The organism is Pseudoalteromonas shioyasakiensis, from assembly GCA_013391845.1.
Taxonomy (GTDB): domain Bacteria; phylum Pseudomonadota; class Gammaproteobacteria; order Enterobacterales; family Alteromonadaceae; genus Pseudoalteromonas; species Pseudoalteromonas apostichopi.
In genome coordinates this window covers 1407142-1424072 of sequence record CP058414.1, presented here as the reverse complement: position 1 = coordinate 1424072, position 16931 = coordinate 1407142, and the positions used below count along the sequence as shown (strand labels likewise).

Sequence of the window (16931 nt, the reverse complement as noted above, 5' to 3'; positions counted from 1 at the left end):
ATTTGAATAAAATTCAATATAGACCAAAGTGCTATTGATGGTGTTTTATTTTCACCCAGAAACAAAAAAGTCGCTTAAAAAAGCGACTTTTCAAAATCAGTTTGTTTAGCAATTAATCGATTAGTTGTGAAATCGCAACATCAGGATTCACATCTTGCTCGTAATCTACACTGTCGATACCAAAACCGAATAAACGTAAAAACTCATTGTGGTAACCCACGTAATCCGTTAATTCGTCGATTGTATCTGTATCTACTGTATCCCAAACATGTTGTACACGAGCTTGAACATCATCTCCTAACTCTTTGTAGTTTTGGAATAAATGACCACCTTCGTCAAAACGTGGCGTTTCACCGTAAAGGTTCTCAGTAAATAGCGAATGAATTTGCTCAATGGTACCTTCGTATGTGCCGTCTGCTTTCATTACTTTGAATAAAGCAGAGATATATAAAGGCATAATTGGAATTGCTGAGCTTGCTTGTGTCACAACCGCATTTAATGAAGAAACATACGCTTCGCCATTTAAGTCTTTTGTAGACTCTTTGATTGCTTGTGTTGCACGGTCAAGATCTTCTTTCGCTTTACCAATTGTCGCATGACCGTAAATTGGCCATGTTAACTCTTTACCGATATAAGTGTAAGCTGTTGTTTTAAAATTATCAGCAAGAACATCTGCTTCTTTAAGCGCGTCAATCCACATTTCCCAATCTTCACCGCCCATTACTTTAATTGTATTGTCGATGTCTTCTTGGCTTGCCGCTTCAACGGTTACTTCATCAATCACGCGCTTTGAAGTATTTAAGTTCTTCGTTGTGATATCAGAGCCGATTGGCTTAAGTGTTGATGAGTAAGTTTCACCTGTATTTGGATCAGTACGACGAGGTGACGCAAGGCTGTAGATAACTAAATCAATTTTACCTAAATCAGCTTTGATTGTATCAATTGCTTTTTGCTTAATTTCGTTAGAAAACGCATCACCATTGATATTCTTAGACCATAAACCGGCTTCTTCAGCAGCTGCTTGGAATGCCGCAGTGTTGTACCAACCTGCAGAACCTGTTTTGCGTTCGCTACCTTCTTTTTCAAAGAAAATACCTAGCGTTTTAGCACCGCCACCAAATGCAGCTGTGATACGTGATGCTAGGCCGTAACCTGTAGACGCACCAATCACTAATACATTTTTAGGTGCATTGCTTAGTGGTCCTTGCGCTTTCACATAATTAATTTGTTCTTGTACGTGCTCAGCACACCCTACTGGATGCGCGTTAGTGCAGATAAATCCACGAATTTTCGGCTTAATGACCATTGATCATCCTATATCTATCACAATAAAAATTAGCGCTAGTTTAAAGGCTAATAGTTAAAATACAGGTCTGATCAGTAAAAACTTTTCAGACCCACTTAAATCTTTCGAGCTTAAAATACCCAAGTAACAAGCTAGTTACAGTGACTGTCCATCTAATTTTAGGTGACTGTCCTGCTAATTTAATCGAACTTTGAGCCACCTAAGCATTTCGGTGACTCAGGTGCCTGTCCATGTTGTTCACTGAACTCTTCTGGAGTAAAAGTGTGAATTGCTAATGCATGAATATGGTTTGCTAATTCATCTTTTAATAGCTCATTTATTTGACGATGACGGGCAAGCAAACGTTTACCAGCAAACTCTTCACTCACAACAACCACTTTAAAGTGCGATTCGGTTCCACGGCTATGCATATGACTTTCGTTGACAACATTTAGGTGTTTACATTCGATACCTGCCGCGAGCTTTTCCTCAATTTGTTGTTGCATTGACATGTGTCATGAACCTTTAATAGCAAAATAATTGTTAGCTACTATATCAAGGGCATGACTCATTTTGCCAATGATTTTATACGATTGAACGAAAGGTAAGGTTAATTCGAGGGTGTTTAAGTTTTTGCTGCTTTGGTAAACTATGTTGGTAATCTCGCTGGCTAAATCCATTCATAATTAAACAACTACCACTTTGCAGCACAACACTATGTTGTTCATTATTGTGTTTATGTTTTATTTTAAATATCCGTTCGGCCCCTAGTGATACAGAAGCGATTGTTGGTTGCTCACCAAGTTCTTTCTCATCATCACTATGCCAGCCCATACAATCTTGCCCATCACGGTATAAATTTACCAATAATGCATTAAATGGAATATGCATTGCTTTAGATAAACGCGCACGCATAGCATCAAGCACCTCTGGCCACGGTTCAACAATTAGCTGTGACCCTGAATAGCCATAGTTAACATTCGGATCAGCAATAAAGCATTGCAAACGCGGGATCACATGGCTTTTTCCATATACCTTTATCGTTGGTTGCTGCCAATTTAGGTGCTGCTGTAGATAGTAAAATAACTCGAGGCTTTTTTGTGCACTTAATGCATTAGCTTGATAATAAAACCCCTCAGGCAAATGATTAGGGTTGGCGTTTGGCTGTTGCATGTTAGAATTTACCTATACATTAATACTTTCGTAAAATCATGATGACCACCCAAGCACAGCTCGGTGATAACACCTATACCCTAGAACGCTTTCCGTTAGATCAAAAAAATCGCAGTCTTCAAGCGTGGGACTCAGGCGATGAGTACCTTGTCAATTATGTACAAGAGCACTATCCACATGCAAATTCAATCCTAATACTCAATGACAGCTTTGGCGCGTTAGCCTGTGCTTTAAATACATTAACAGTTCATTCAGTTAACGACTCGTATATTGCCCACCAAGCTACTCGTTATAATTTACAAGCCAATGAGCTATCAACAGAATCTTTAACACAATTGGACTCATTAGCAGCGTTACCTAATCAGGTTGATTTAGTGATTTTAAAAGTGCCACGCAATTTAGGCTATCTTCAGCATCAACTTGCTGCAATTAGTGCAGCTTTGCCTAGTGACATCGATGTTATTGCTGCTGGTAAAACGAAAGATATCCATAATTCAACCATCAAAGCCTTTAGCCAGTATATTGGTGAAACATCGACGAGTTTAGCGGTAAAAAAATCTCGTTTAGTCATCAGTAAAACCAGTGGTCTTAATAAAGTAGCTCCCTACCCTGTTAACTGGCCTCTAGAAGGTAGTGAATTTGAAATACAAAACCATGCAAATGTTTTTTCACGAGATTCATTAGATATTGGCGCGCGTTTTTTCTTTAACTATTTACCGCAAACAAGCAAAACACGCAGTATCATTGATTTAGGCTGTGGTAACGGTGTTGTTGGCTTGATGACCTTAAATCGTTGCCCTAACGCCCATATAACGTTCGTTGATGAGTCGTATATGGCCGTTGAATCAGCTAAATTAAACGTCACTCACAATTTACCAGAGCAATTAGCGCAGTGTGAATTTGTCCAAAACGACTGTTTAACCGATTTTAAGCCGAATAGTACTGACCTTGTATTATGTAACCCACCATTCCACCAAGCACAAGCCGTCACGGATCACATTGCTTGGCAAATGTTTAAACAGGCAAAACAAACATTAAAACAAGGCGGTGAATTAAGAATAATTGGTAATCGTCACCTTGACTACCATGAAAAATTAAAACGCATGTTCGGCAATTGTAAGTTACTTGGGTCAAACAAGAAGTTTGTAGTACTGAGTGCTACAAAAAATAATTAATGGAGCTTACTTCATGAAAAAATTACTTCCTTTATGTTTGTTAGCCGCACTTACTGCGTGTAGCAACCAGCCTAATCAATTAATTTTTAACCCAGTATATCAAGGCGGGAAAATTTCAAATATTAGTGCCAATGTTAGTACTAGCGTGATTGACTTACGTGGTGACAACGTAACCCTAAAAATAATTGAATCTGACAAGATTAAAACTCTTGCAAGCCCAGGAATTACTGATTCTGTAAAAAGCACCTTAGACAGTGCTTTAAGCCGAAATGGTGCAAACATTTCAAACTTATCAACAACGCGTTTTGAATTAGATATTCACAAGCTACAAGCGGTTGTTACAGAAAAAATGATGTCCCATAGCAGCAATGCAACAATAGAATTTGGGGTACGAGTGGTCAAAAATGCGAGCACTTTCAATAAAATTTACCAAGGTAATGCGACTCTTGAAGGGCCGCTCAGACATGATCGCGCAAAAATAGAAGGTCAGCTTAATAAGTTGACTGAACAAATAATTACCCGCATTGTATCTGACCCAGAATTAATCGCCTACTTAGAAGGTTAACTATGAAGCGTATTTTTTTACTTAGTTTTGTATTGTTGTTTGCTCACAGTTCATTCGCAGCGACTGAGGGTAAATTTATTCAAAAAGACAACATGTTTCCACGCGTTGAAATTGTCACCACGCTTGGCAGTATTGTGGTCGAAATGGATCGCTCAAGAGCGCCAATTACAGTAAATAATTTTTTAACTTACGTTGCGGATGGCAGTTATCAGGGGAGTGTATTTCACCGTGTTGAGCGTGATGAAGACAACGAACGTGATTTTGTTATTCAAGGCGGTGGTTACGATAAAGATTACGATGGTCTGCACGAAAACGACCCTATTTTTAATGAAAGCGGCAACGGTTTAAAAAATGATATGTATAGTATCGCTATGGCATACCAAGACCGAAAACCACACTCAGGTACGCGTCAGTTTTTCTTCAACATGGACGATAACGATCACCTTAACCCAGGCCGTGATTGGGGTTTTGCTGTATTTGGTATGGTAATGGATGGCTATGACACATTAGATAAAATCATGCGTGTCGAAACTGCATTCAACGAAAAAATTGGTTACAGCTTTGTACCAAAAACACCGGTTGTTATCTTAAACGTAAAAGTGCTAGACGCTAATCAATAATAAATAGGGGCGCAAGCCCCTTAAAACTGGCAACACTATGACAAAAACCCTTTCTATTTCAGAGTATTTCTCGTACTTCAAAGACAAACGTTTAATAAATATTTTTATTTTTGGTATTAGTAGCGGCTTTCCTTGGGTATTGATTGGCTCTGTCATGTCGGCTTGGTTAAAAGATGAAGGCCTGAGCCGTAGCATGATTGGTTTATTCGGCATCGTGTTTGGTGCGTATAGCATTAACTTTTTATGGTCACCGCTCGTTGACCGTATAAAGTTACCTTTTTTATATAATTGGCTAGGCCAGCGACGCAGCTGGATTTTACTCTGTCAGTCGGTCATTTTTATTGGTACCTTTTCGCTTGCAGGGCTCGATATCAAAACCAACCTCTGGTTCGCAGCCGCATTGTGTTTTGTTATTGCGATTGCCTCAGCGACTCAAGATATTGCTATTGATGCGTTTCGTATCGATACTTTGGCCGAAAATGAGAGCCATAAAACCACCGCAGCTGCAGCAATGGCCACTTCAGGATGGTGGAGCGGCTATGCCTTATTAGGCGCCCTGCCATTTTATATGGCTGACATTCCTTCGATTGATTGGCCGCAAGTCTATTTTTTCTTGTCTGGAGTTATGTTGCTATTGATGAGCAGCGTATTGTGGGCAAAAGAGCCAGAATCAAATCGCGAAGCAGTTCAAGCTGAGCTTGAACAAACATATCAACAAAAGCTTGCTGGCAGTACACAAACTCGCTTTGCTAAAATCGTTGCCTGGCTTGCTGTAACCGTTTTTGATCCGTTTAGAACCTTCTTCGCCCGTAATGGCGTAAAAACAGCATTGGCATTATTGGCCTTTATCTTCTTATTTAAAATCGGTGAAGCCTTTTTGGGTCGAATGTCTATCGTGTTTTATAAAGAAGTGGGCTTTTCAAATAGCGATATTGCAACCTTCTCTAAAGTTGGCACTGCTGTTCTCACCATCGCCTTTACCTTTTTAGGTAGCTTATTCAATCAACGCTATGGCATTGTTAAAGGCTTATTTATTAGTGGTATTGCGATGGCAGCCTCAAATCTTGCCTTTGCTTGGATTGCAATTGCTGGTCCTAAACTAAGCCTATACGCGTTTGCTATTATCGTTGATGGTTTTACCCAAGCTTGGTCTCTGGTTGCCATGGTGGCATTCATATCTATGCTTTGCGACAGAGCTTTTAGTGCCACTCACTATGCGTTACTTGCTTCATTAGGTAATTTAGGAAGAACCTTGCTTTCAAGCTATAGCGGCGTGGTTATTGACGACTGGTTAGCGGGTAATTGGGCGATGTTCTTTGTACTAACAGCACTAATGGTGATCCCATCACTCGTATTTTTATTCTTAATTCGCCATAAGCTTTATGCGTTAGAAAACAACTATCATCAGAGTAATTAACATATTTTATACGAATGTGATTAATTTGAAAAAGTGCAAGGGAGGGGATTAAACAGTGCTTCCTTGCACTATTTATATTACTTTAAAAGCGGCGTTTCGCTTTTAGTAATGAATAATTAAGCGTCTTTTAGCAAGTTAAGACCTTCATATGGGTCAACTTCTAGAGCATCACAATAACGCATGAATTCAATAACATCTAAACGACGTTCTTGGTTTTCAATTTTACCAATGAAAGAATGTGGTGTACCTAAAACCTGAGCAAGGCTACGCATTGTGTGACCTTTTTCGTGACGTTTAGTTTTAAGCCATTTCGTTAATTTCGAGTTTTCTTCAGAAGAAACAGTTTTACCCATCATAAAATACATCTCCTACTAGATGATTCAAGTTAATAATTTAAGAGCGAAATTTGCCCGTCTCACTCTTGGATACATTATATACTAATAACTTTCACTTTGAGTAATTAATGATACAAATGTCTACCTTTTAGGTATGAACCGTTTTTGTACACAAGTCAAAGTGTAGCTAAAATAAAAGCAAGTGCTCTATAGTTAACTGGTTAACTGTACCAAAAAATTGATCAATTGGAAGCGTAACAAGATGAAAGTATCGCTTTAAATTCTGCATATTTATGCTTAAAGTGTATGTAAATACTGAAAAAGGCTAGGAAATGTTTCGTATATTATTTTTGTTGCCAATTGTACTGTGTGCGGTATGGTACCTGTTTTTAAAACAAAATGGCGTACCAATTAAGCAAGGCAAGAAAGGATTTGTATATATTTTAATCGCATCTGCGTTAGTTTTAGGCTTCTTTTTACTGATGATTAAAGTGACCCAACACTAGGGTCACTCATTTTTAATTAAACAGTAACGAATTTACCGATAACTAATGACGATCTCTGAGCATCAACAAAATGGCGAAAGTACTCTGTGACAAATGTTAACTCACTGGCAACAACCGTTGCCAATGCACTCACCATCGGCAGTAGTCACAAAAAGGTAGTTAACAGTACCGGATGCAAACGCTGGGCACCGGTTCGCTAAATCGCCTCTTTTGTTGCTAGACCTAGGTTGTGTTAAACATTATGAGTATTAATCAATACTATATTGTTATTTATCACAATACCAAAAGGTTGCTTTAATACAATTAAACTAAGATCAAACCACAGTTGAAAATAGCATGGCACTTAAAATCAAAAACGCCTGATAAAAGCTGTTAAATTGCCTTCACAATATGATACCCATCACGAACAGCGCAGACACAAATGCATGCTCAATAAAGGCTTCTTACACATCTCGCTCTTGCGTTTCACCACACACTTTACTTGTCACACGAGGAATGAGCCCTTGCTGCTCTAACTATGTCTGTAAGCGTGGCTACGCAAAAAATCCTGCTAATAATACGTAATATTTAGCTGAGACGGGGTTTTATGAGAAGTTAAAGCAATAAAAAAGCCACATCAAGTGGCTTTCATAAATACCTAATTAAACGCTGAAGCTGGCTCCGCAACCACAGGTAGTTGTTGCATTCGGGTTATTCACAAAAAAGCGTGCACCTTCAAGCCCTTCAGTGTAATCAACAGTACCATCAACCAGATATTGAATACTCATGGGATCAACAACTAGTGTCACACCATTTTTTACAATTTCTAAATCGCCAGGGTTAGCTTTTTCATCAAAAGTAAAACCATATTGAAATCCTGAGCAACCACCGCCCGTTACGTAAACACGCAGTTTAAGATCTGGATTCTCTTCTTCTTCGATTAACTGTTTAACACGAACAGCCGCTGCATCGCTGAACTTGATTGGCAACTCATCTGACATACCAAAACCCTCAAAACCTATAATGGTTGCAATTATCTAATACCCGAGTGTTTTAATCAAGTATCCACATGGGGCAACTCAATTTAGCGGGACAATTGGCTAACCTATTTGTATTGGACTAAAGTTAATTTGTACTACATTTTAGCTGGCGATATTTTGCACTGAGGAAAGGTAATTGTGATAGAGCACTTCAAGCTTCACTTTATAACTGATCACTTAAACAGTGCACAGGTCATTCCGGCAGACTACGATTTACTACTCGTTTCTGCTTCAATCCTCATAGCCATATTCGCTTCCTATATTTCTTTTTTATTATCTGCCCGTATCAAGCACTCTTATCTAAAAAATGAAAGTCAGGTCTGGACCATCATGGCTTCTTGCTTTTTAGGAATAGGGATTTGGGGAATGCACTTTGTTGGTATGCTTGCATATAACTTACCCATCCCTATTGAATACAATATTAGCATCACCTTGGTCTCAATTTTACCAAGTGTATTTGCCAGTTACATCGTACTATCCCCTGCCTTACAAACGGATAAAGGATTATTCTTCAGAAGTATTTTAATGGGTGCAGGAATCGGTTGTATGCATTTTGTTGGTATGATGGCGATGGTTATACCTGCAAAAATGGCCTATGAACCTTGGCTGTTCTCTTTGTCTATTCTCGTAGCTATTGTTTTATCAGGTATCGCACTAAAGATTAATGATTTTCGACTTGCCAAAGGCGTTCATAAAACACGAATGAATCTGGTCGTTGCCTTGATAATGGGCAGTGCAATCTCGGGGATGCATTACATCGGCATGATATCGATGTCGGTTTTTGAAACTGAATATACCACTTATGTTACGAACCATGACTACTCAACGTTAGCTCAACTTATTATTTTTATTCTTGCAGCATTAAGCCTGCTTGTACTGGGTGTTGTTGAGCTCAGAGCAAGGAGCTTGTTATCGGCAAAATTAAAAGCTGTGCTTAGTACGGTAAAAGATGCGGTTATTAGCTTTAATAATGAAGGGAGAATTGAATTTGCCAACCCTGCTGTTATCCACATTTTTGGTTACCAACCACACGACTTAATTGGTAAACATATTCGCACTCTCATACCGGAAAATTCTATAGAACTTGATGAAATTTTACGAGACTCACAGCTTAGCAAAAAAAGTGCTGGTAAAGGGACCAGCCGACTTTTAAAAGGACAACGAGTGAACAAAAAGCGGTTTCCTATAACTTTAGCAATCAGTTCAATTGGTAAAAAAGAGTCCGGACCTTATGTTGCAACCATAAAAGATCTCTCTGATATTCGAAATCAAGAAGCCTTTACGCAAACTATTTTCGATAATTTGCCAATTATGTTGTTTGTGAAAGAAGCTGGGCATTTAACATTTAGCCATGTAAATAAGGCCGGTGAGCAACTACTTGGTAAAAGTAAGAATCAACTAATCGGCTTAAATGACTTTGATATTTTTAGTAATGAACAAGCAGTCAGCTTCGTGCAAACCGATCGCGATGTATTAAAAGGAGATGACACCCTTACTATCGATGAAAATCCAATCACTATCGATGGCAATACTCACTACCTAAAAACCCGTAAACTCGCAATAAAAGACAGCAACGGTAAAGCACAATATTTACTGGATGTATCTGAAGATGTGACTGAATTAAAACAAGCTAAAAGCGAGCTTGAAAGCTTACACCAGCGTATGTCTATGGCAGCTGATGCCGCACATATTGGCATATGGGAATGGAACTTTGATACTAACGAACTGATTTGGGATGACTGGATGCATACCTTATTCGAGATCCCAAAATCAGAATTTAAAGGGGACTATTCAGCTTGGGCAAATAGCCTGCATCCAGATGAATATGAAGACGTGACCAACAAGCTAAAACTCGCGATCTTAAATGGCGAAGAGTTCCACGCAGAGTTTCAAATAGTTCTGCCTTCTGGCAAAACCCGCTATATCAATGCTGATGGCAGAATATACGGCAACCGTATGATTGGCGTTAATTTCGATATTACGAAACGAGTTATGGCAGAGAAAAAAATACGACAGCTGGCACAAACAGACCATCTTACTGGTTTAGCGAACCGAAATGCGCTTGAGCGTTTCATCAAACAAGAATTTGCTCGGGTTGAAAAGACAGGCTCTAAAGTAGGTTGCTTGTACTTTGATCTTGATAAGTTTAAGCCGATTAACGATAGCCATGGCCATGCTATGGGGGATAAAGTTTTGGTAGAGGTTGCCAAACGCTTACAAGATACAGCTAGCAAGACCGATTGCGTTGCACGCATTGGTGGAGATGAGTTTGTGGTTATTGTTACCGACATAGAGAGCCAAGCACAAATAAACCGTGCGCTATCACGCTTGATATGTGCAATTAAAGCGCCTATAAAATCTGAGTTTGGTGATTTGCAAGTTGAAGCGAGTGTTGGTTTTGCACTATACCCCGACGATGCTCAATCATTTGATGAATTGCTAAGCATGGCCGACAAACGCATGTATAACCAAAAGCATCACTGCTTTAGCTGTAATGTTATGAGCTGTAAATAAGCAAATAAATACTGATAATAAATCTAATTTAGACGTATACTTATTAAACAATTAATAATAACTTTTTACCATGCGCACTTGTTTTTATGCTCTTATTATACTTGTTTTCAGCTCATCTTCAGCTGCTAGTACAAGGTTACAAGAAACTTGGAAAATAACCTCACTAGAATTCCCTCCATATGCTAGCAGTGAAATGGAAAATGGCGGAGATGCCATCGCTTTTTTAAGAAGCTCGCTTGCTAAACAATCTATAAGTCTTGAGGTTGAATACTTACCTTGGCAGGATGCTATAAAAAAAGCCGAGTTAACAGGCTACCTTGGTTATTATCCTGCTTGGCCTTCAGAAGTAATGCCTGGTTTTATTGCCTCACCAACTATCTTAAACTCCCAAATAGCGGTTATTACTACCCAGTCAAACCCACAGGATTTTGAAAATATTGAACAGCTTTTTAGTGAAAATAAAGTAGGAGTTGTTGGGCCCTACACCTACCCTGATGTTATCAAAAAAGTAATCAAATCCTATGAAGACAGCATAGTAAAAACAACAAACGATAAAGAGTTGTTTCACTTAATGCAAACTAAGCAAATTAATTTTGCGATTAGTGCGCCAAAAGTTCTTAATTACTTTGCAAGGCAGCAGAACTTCCCAGAGCCAAAAATAGTGACTCAGTTTCCAGACTTCCCGTTAGTGATTGGTATGAGAGATAATGCGGAGAATCAGGCTAAAATCACTTTACTCAATGATTTATTTGCTGGCACTAGTTCTTTAGCAACAAACTACTCTCGGCCAAAAAAATTGTTGTTAACCTATATAGATATACCTCGCATCACGCCTTTTAAAGAAATAATGGCTGATGTTTATAGTGATTTAAATATCAAGGTTCAGATGCAAGCAACCCCGGCTAGAAGAGGCGTATTGCTATTGAACGCAGGCGTGGTTGACGGTGATATTGTGCGTTCAAAAAGCAACCTAAAAAAGTTCGACAACGTGATTGTCGTTGAGCCAAGTCTTGGCATTATAAACTTGGTACTTTTGTGTCGAAAATCAAGGCCATGTGACCGGGATATTTTAGCTAAACCAAATAATCGAATTATTAGTTCTATTGGTGATACCGAGATTCTCAGCGAGTTTGATATAAAGGCAGAAATTATTAATAACGAAGACTTAAGCCATACCCTTAAAATGTTAAAAAAAGGCCGTCTAGATTATGCGCTCTACCCTGCACTGAATAGCGATATCAACATTTTTCAAAATGACTTCTCTGTGGTTATCTTAAGACAATTGGCTATAAACACAGTTATTCATAAAAAACACGCACCGCTTGTAGATGAATTATCTAAAGCAATTACCGCTCGCTTACCTGAATTAACGAAGCAAATTAACAACAGCACAGATTAGCTAAATTTACCCAAAATGCGGATAAATTATAAAATCCCAACGACTTAGTGAATTTGATTTGCTAAAATGCGGCTCAAAAGTGCTGTGAGGAAATATGCATGTGGCTTGAGAGACTAAGACGTCGCCTAGCAAAGCCTAAAACATCTGTGCAATTGTGCTTACTTGGTGTAAGTGCAGGGTTAATTGCGGCAGTGTTGATCATACTTTTTCGCCTCACCATCATGTTTTTTCAAAGCTTATTTTTAGATAAGCCCGACGATTTTACCACTTTACCAACTTACGAACGGGTGATAATGCCTGTTGGTGCAGCCTTATTAATTGCCTTATTTGCCGCCTTAACAGGCTTTAAGCATTATCGCCTTGGCATCCCATTCGTAATACACCGCATTAAAAAACATTATGGTCATATGCCGCTCTATAACACGGTCAACCAATTTGTCGGTGGTGCACTAGCTCTAATTAGTGGTTTTTCAGTTGGTCGAGAAGGTCCATCAGTACATATGGGCGCAACAGGTGCCAGTTTACTCGCCGACAAGTTACACCTTCCCCATAATGCAATGCGCACTCTTACGGGTTGTGGTGTCGCGGCTGGTATTGCCGCATCGTTTAATACACCACTAGCAGCCGTCATATTTGTAATGGAGGTGGTGCTCAGGGAATATAAAGTGCATATTTTCGTGCCCATCATGCTTGCAGCGGTTACAGGGGCATTAGCAACTCAATTTGTCTTCGGTGATGCTTCAGAGCTTGCGCTTATCACCATGAAACCCATTGAGTGGTTGGCATTATCCATTTTTAATCATTTTTGGTATGGCACTTGGCGCTGTTGCTTATGCGTTTAACCAAAACTTAATGCTCATAATTCGCACATTTAAACCACTTAGCATGTTTCCTCGCCTATTACTGGCAGGATTTATCGCGGGCTTGATTGCTTATATGGTCCCTCATGCAATGGGCTCTGGTATGAGTGCTATTACTATTGCTATTGAATCACCTGACGATGTGCAGTTTTTAACAACCATCTTGATTGCCAAATTACTCGCCACCTTGTTTGCTATTGGTTTAGGTATCCCCGGCGGAATCATCGGCCCTGTTATTGGGCTAGGAGTTTTGATGGGCACCTTAATGGCCTTTTTTGCACAGTTTATTAGCCCAGGCGTTGATATCACAGGTACCTATAGCATGCTTGGCATGGCAGGGTTATTGGCCGCGACATTACACGCACCACTTGCAGCTTTAACCACGGTTATGGAGTTAACTTCAAGTCCTGAGATTATTGTGCCTGCGATGATTGTGATCTCAACGGCCTATGTCACTGCACTGCAGTTTTTTGGTAACCGCTCTATTTTTATGCAACAACTCGATTTCCAAGGGCTTGAATATCAAATATCACCAGCCACCGAAGCATTGCAAAAAGTCGGGGTGATGGATGAAATGGATGAACAATTCAAGCTACTCTACAGTGACGACAAACAACAAATCAAAGAGTCGCTGGATGCCCTTGATAGCCAAACCCCTCTTATTGTTCATGATGAAGAAAATGGCTACCGCCTCGCAGAGTATGATTTAAGTTTGATGTCTGACCAAGAAAGTAATATCAAATATGTTAGCCTTGCGGGCTTAAGTAGCCAAGCCACTTTAGCCGATGCCTTTGACTTACTAAAAGATAAGCGCAGCGGTGCAGTGTATATTTACAACCTGCTTGATAACCAACAAATTATGGGACTTTTGCGTTGGGACCAAATCAGACATATCCTTACCATACGTAACAGCTTGTTATAACAATTAAAATGGATGCTTAAATGACTGCACTATTAGTTTATAAAACTTTCCACGTATTTTTTATGATTGCTTGGTTTGCAGGTATTTTTTACCTGCCAAGACTATTTGTATACCATGCAATGAGTGAAGAAAAAGCCTGCAACTCAATGCTTAAAGTAATGGAGCGTCGTTTACTTTATTTTGTTACACCGTTTGCCGTTTTAACACTGGTGTTTGGCGTACTCACTATTTTTGAATATGGCCGTGATTGGTTTAGATATAGCATGTGGCTGCACTACAAACTTGTGTTAGTAATTATTCTTTACATCTACCATGGCTACTGCTTTAAATTACTGGCTGACTTTAAGCATGACCGTAATACACGAAGCGATCGCTTTTACCGTATTTTTAATGAAGTTCCAGTACTCATCCTTTTAGCTATAGTGGCACTGGCAATTATTAAACCTAACTTATAATTTGCTGCTGTGTACGCTAAAAATTTGCTATAGTACTGCGCAAATTTATGCGGCCTCCCATACCGAGCGCCAGCGCCCAATAAATGTAATTAGGAACAAACCCCATGCTAAGTTTCCAAGGTGAAAATATCCTGTCGGTCAATCAGCTTGATCGAGATTGTATTGAACGTATTTTTGCAGTTGCTAAGAAAATGGAGCCTTATGCTAAAAAGCAAAAGCGCACCAATGTTTTAGAAGGCGCAATTTTAGCGAACTTGTTCTTTGAGCCAAGTACACGTACCCGTGTAAGCTTCGGCACTGCATTTAACTTACTTGGTGGCTTAGTTCGTGAAACCACGGGCATGCAAAGCTCTGCGTTAGCAAAAGGTGAGTCTTTATATGATACAGCTCGCGTAATCTCAGCGTATGCAGATGCAGTTGCAATGCGCCACCCAGACGCAGGCTCTGTTTCTGAATTTGCCACAGGTTGCGATGTACCTGTTATCAATGGCGGTGACGGTTCGAATGAGCACCCGACACAAGCCTTGCTTGACTTACTAACCATCGAACGTGAACTTGGTCGTTTCGACCAAGGTATCGACGGTATGCACATTGCCCTTGTAGGTGATTTAAAATATGGCCGTACTGTACATTCTCTATCTAAACTACTTTGTCATTATAAAGACGTAAAATTCTCTATGGTGGCACCTGGTGGCTTGCAAATGCCAGACTACATTTTGGATGCTGTTGATAACGCTGGTCATAAAATACAAGTAGTGGATAAAATGGAAGGCAACTTGGCGGCAGATATTGTGTATCAAACCCGTATCCAAGAGGAACGCTTCCCTTCACAAGAAGAAGCTAACAAATACCGTGGTGGTTTCCGTATCAGCCAAGCAATTTACAACGCACACTGTAAGCCCAACTCAGTACTGATGCACCCACTTCCTAGAGATAGCCGTTTAGAAGCAAACGAGCTAGATAACGATTTAAATAGCAACGACAACCTAGCAATTTTTCGCCAAGTACAAAATGGCGTGTTAATTCGCATGGCGTTGTTTGCTCTAACCTTAGATGTTGCCGACAAAGTTGAGCAATATGAAGTCGACGTGCCTTGGTTCAGCCGTAAACGTAATAGCTAACACGCTTCGTTTTGGGTTCTTTGAGCCCTTGCAAACCAACTCATTTAACGTGACAACCCAATAGGACTATTCATGACAATTAGCCAAGATCTTTTTAATCGCGCACAAGAATCAATCCCAGGCGGTGTTAACTCACCAGTTCGTGCCTTCAATGGCGTTGGCGGTACTCCTTTATTCATCACTAAAGCTGAAGGTCCTTTTACCTTTGATGCTGATGGTAACCGTTATATCGATTACGTTGGTTCATGGGGACCAATGATCATGGGTCACAACCACCCAGCTATTAAACAAGCGGTATTAGAAGCCGTTGAAAATGGCTTAAGCTATGGTGCGCCAACCGAAACTGAAATCTTAATGGCCGAGAAAGTAAAAGAGCTCGTACCATCAATCGAAAAAGTACGTATGGTGAGCTCAGGCACTGAAGCAACCATGAGTGCAATTCGCTTAGCGCGTGGCTTCACTGGCCGTGACAAAATCTTAAAGTTTGAAGGCTGTTACCACGGTCATGCCGACTCACTACTAGTAAAAGCAGGCTCAGGCGCGCTTACAATGGGCGTTTCCTAATTCACCGGGCATCCCTGAAGATTTTGCTAAGCACACATTAACGGTGTCGTTTAATAACCTTGATGAAGTCAAAGCAATTTTCGAAAAATACGCTGATGACATTGCCTGTATCATCGTTGAGCCAGTTGCTGGCAACATGAACTGTATTCCACCTGTACCTGGCTTCTTAGAAGGTCTACGTGAAGTGTGTGATGAATACAAATCAGTGCTTATTTTTGATGAAGTAATGACAGGTTTCCGTGTTGCTTTAGGTGGCGCACAAGCTTACTACAACATCAAACCAGACCTTACTTGCCTAGGTAAAGTAATCGGTGGCGGTATGCCAGTGGGTGCATTTGGCGGTAAGAAAGAAATCATGGATTTCATCGCACCTGTCGGCCCAGTTTATCAAGCAGGTACATTATCAGGTAACCCAATTGCCATGGCTGCAGGCTTAAAGTCGCTTGAGTTATTATGCGCTGAAGGTCTACACGATGAACTAGAAGCTAAGAGCAAAGCAATTTGTGAAGGCTTTGAAGCCGCAGCGAAAAAAGCAGGTATTCCACTTACAACAAACTACGCAGGTGGCATGTACGGCTTCTTCTTTACTGACAAAGAAAAAGTAACTAGCTACCAACAAGCGACTGAGTGTGATTTAGAGCGCTTTAAAAAGTTCTTCCACTTAATGCTTGAAGAAGGCGTTTACCTTGCTCCTTCAGCTTTCGAAGCTGGCTTTGTATGTGCTGAACACTCTGAAAAAGAGATCAACGATACTATTGCAGCAGCAGAGCGCGCATTCGCGAAGCTTTAAACCGAAAATAATATAGGTCACTTTTAATCGGTGGCCTATACTTCCAAACGTTTACCCCATCAGAAAATAATAGATAAGATTATTTTCGAAAATTAAAAACCAAAAATATTATAATTAAAACATCATTTATACAAACCAAATGATTTTTCCCTGCATTTATATTTTAAAATATAACGAAAGCGACATAAAAAACCCAACAAACTGTTTTATA

14 protein-coding genes and 2 pseudogenes are annotated in these 16931 nt (G+C 39.8%); 11 read left to right on the top strand and 5 right to left on the bottom strand.

From position 1 onward, the window contains the following. Positions 1 to 112 precede the first annotated feature (112 nt). From HYD28_06490 to HYD28_06480, 3 genes are all read right to left on the bottom strand, one after another. Positions 113 to 1306: a trans-2-enoyl-CoA reductase family protein gene (locus tag HYD28_06490; GenBank protein QLE08642.1), complete on the bottom strand. Its 1194-nt coding sequence runs from the start codon at positions 1304 to 1306 to the stop codon at positions 113 to 115. A gap of 179 nt (positions 1307 to 1485) precedes the next feature. Continuing rightward, entirely contained in the window at positions 1486 to 1797 is a 312-nt protein-coding gene (locus tag HYD28_06485) for a BolA/IbaG family iron-sulfur metabolism protein (GenBank protein ID QLE08641.1), read from the bottom strand. Between the two features lie 73 nt (positions 1798 to 1870). Beyond that, positions 1871 to 2458 (bottom strand): alpha-ketoglutarate-dependent dioxygenase AlkB, encoded by a 588-nt coding sequence (locus HYD28_06480; GenBank protein ID QLE08640.1) that lies wholly within the window; start codon positions 2456 to 2458, stop codon positions 1871 to 1873. A gap of 41 nt (positions 2459 to 2499) precedes the next feature. On the opposite strand from HYD28_06480, the gene HYD28_06475 reads away from it, so the two are divergent. Genes HYD28_06475 through HYD28_06460 form a run of 4 tightly spaced genes read left to right on the top strand, consistent with a single transcriptional unit; the run spans position 2500 to position 6235 of the window. Next, the gene (locus tag HYD28_06475; GenBank protein QLE10500.1) at positions 2500 to 3633 is read left to right on the top strand and encodes a methyltransferase; all 1134 of its coding nucleotides are present in this window, start codon (positions 2500 to 2502) and stop codon (positions 3631 to 3633) included. Positions 3634 to 3646: 13 nt separating this feature from the next. Continuing rightward, entirely contained in the window at positions 3647 to 4198 is a 552-nt protein-coding gene (locus tag HYD28_06470; protein QLE08639.1) for a hypothetical protein, read from the top strand. Between the two features lie 2 nt (positions 4199 to 4200). After that, positions 4201 to 4818 (top strand): peptidylprolyl isomerase, encoded by a 618-nt coding sequence (locus HYD28_06465; protein ID QLE08638.1) that lies wholly within the window; start codon positions 4201 to 4203, stop codon positions 4816 to 4818. 37 nt (positions 4819 to 4855) lie between these two features. After that, the gene (locus HYD28_06460; GenBank protein ID QLE08637.1) at positions 4856 to 6235 is read left to right on the top strand and encodes an MFS transporter; all 1380 of its coding nucleotides are present in this window, start codon (positions 4856 to 4858) and stop codon (positions 6233 to 6235) included. Between the two features lie 116 nt (positions 6236 to 6351). Here HYD28_06460 and HYD28_06455 read toward each other — a convergent pair whose 3' ends face one another. Then, complete coding sequence (locus tag HYD28_06455; protein QLE08636.1) at positions 6352 to 6591, bottom strand: helix-turn-helix transcriptional regulator; 240 nt, start codon at positions 6589 to 6591, stop codon at positions 6352 to 6354. Positions 6592 to 6902: 311 nt separating this feature from the next. On the opposite strand from HYD28_06455, the gene HYD28_06450 reads away from it, so the two are divergent. Continuing rightward, positions 6903 to 7076 carry a hypothetical protein gene (locus HYD28_06450; GenBank protein ID QLE08635.1) on the top strand — a complete coding sequence of 58 codons (174 nt, stop codon included), beginning with the start codon at positions 6903 to 6905 and terminating at the stop codon, positions 7074 to 7076. 641 nt (positions 7077 to 7717) lie between these two features. Here HYD28_06450 and erpA read toward each other — a convergent pair. Next, positions 7718 to 8056: an iron-sulfur cluster insertion protein ErpA gene (gene erpA, locus HYD28_06445; GenBank protein QLE08634.1), complete on the bottom strand. Its 339-nt coding sequence runs from the start codon at positions 8054 to 8056 to the stop codon at positions 7718 to 7720. Between the two features lie 177 nt (positions 8057 to 8233). Here erpA and HYD28_06440 point away from each other — a divergent pair, with 177 nt between their 5' ends. From HYD28_06440 to hemL, 6 genes and pseudogenes are all read left to right on the top strand, one after another. Further along, entirely contained in the window at positions 8234 to 10609 is a 2376-nt protein-coding gene (locus tag HYD28_06440) for a diguanylate cyclase (GenBank protein ID QLE08633.1), read from the top strand. A gap of 193 nt (positions 10610 to 10802) precedes the next feature. Next, entirely contained in the window at positions 10803 to 12008 is a 1206-nt protein-coding gene (locus HYD28_06435) for a transporter substrate-binding domain-containing protein (protein QLE08632.1), read from the top strand. Between the two features lie 98 nt (positions 12009 to 12106). Next, positions 12107 to 13790 (top strand): annotated as a pseudogene (locus HYD28_06430) (chloride channel protein). A 20-nt stretch (positions 13791 to 13810) separates the two neighbouring features. Further along, positions 13811 to 14245: a CopD family protein gene (locus HYD28_06425; protein ID QLE08631.1), complete on the top strand. Its 435-nt coding sequence runs from the start codon at positions 13811 to 13813 to the stop codon at positions 14243 to 14245. 104 nt (positions 14246 to 14349) lie between these two features. Then, positions 14350 to 15366, top strand: a complete 1017-nt coding sequence (locus tag HYD28_06420; protein QLE08630.1) for an aspartate carbamoyltransferase — start codon at positions 14350 to 14352, stop codon at positions 15364 to 15366. Positions 15367 to 15438: 72 nt separating this feature from the next. Continuing rightward, positions 15439 to 16720, top strand: a pseudogene (gene hemL / locus HYD28_06415) (glutamate-1-semialdehyde 2,1-aminomutase). Positions 16721 to 16931 lie beyond the last annotated feature (211 nt).

Bases quoted from the DNA above. Each gene is read 5' to 3' on its own strand.
- HYD28_06490 (QLE08642.1), bottom strand. From the start codon at position 1,306: ATGGTCATTAAGCCGAAAATTCGTGGATTTATCTGCACTAACGCGCAT.
- HYD28_06485 (QLE08641.1), bottom strand. From the start codon at position 1,797: ATGTCAATGCAACAACAAATTGAGGAAAAGCTCGCGGCAGGTATCGAA.
- HYD28_06480 (QLE08640.1), bottom strand. From the start codon at position 2,458: ATGCAACAGCCAAACGCCAACCCTAATCATTTGCCTGAGGGGTTTTAT.
- HYD28_06475 (QLE10500.1), top strand. From the start codon at position 2,500: ATGACCACCCAAGCACAGCTCGGTGATAACACCTATACCCTAGAACGC.
- HYD28_06470 (QLE08639.1), top strand. From the start codon at position 3,647: ATGAAAAAATTACTTCCTTTATGTTTGTTAGCCGCACTTACTGCGTGT.
- HYD28_06465 (QLE08638.1), top strand. From the start codon at position 4,201: ATGAAGCGTATTTTTTTACTTAGTTTTGTATTGTTGTTTGCTCACAGT.
- HYD28_06460 (QLE08637.1), top strand. From the start codon at position 4,856: ATGACAAAAACCCTTTCTATTTCAGAGTATTTCTCGTACTTCAAAGAC.
- HYD28_06455 (QLE08636.1), bottom strand. From the start codon at position 6,591: ATGATGGGTAAAACTGTTTCTTCTGAAGAAAACTCGAAATTAACGAAA.
- HYD28_06450 (QLE08635.1), top strand. From the start codon at position 6,903: ATGTTTCGTATATTATTTTTGTTGCCAATTGTACTGTGTGCGGTATGG.
- erpA (QLE08634.1), bottom strand. From the start codon at position 8,056: ATGTCAGATGAGTTGCCAATCAAGTTCAGCGATGCAGCGGCTGTTCGT.
- HYD28_06435 (QLE08632.1), top strand. From the start codon at position 10,803: ATGGAAAATGGCGGAGATGCCATCGCTTTTTTAAGAAGCTCGCTTGCT.
- HYD28_06425 (QLE08631.1), top strand. From the start codon at position 13,811: ATGACTGCACTATTAGTTTATAAAACTTTCCACGTATTTTTTATGATT.
- HYD28_06420 (QLE08630.1), top strand. From the start codon at position 14,350: ATGCTAAGTTTCCAAGGTGAAAATATCCTGTCGGTCAATCAGCTTGAT.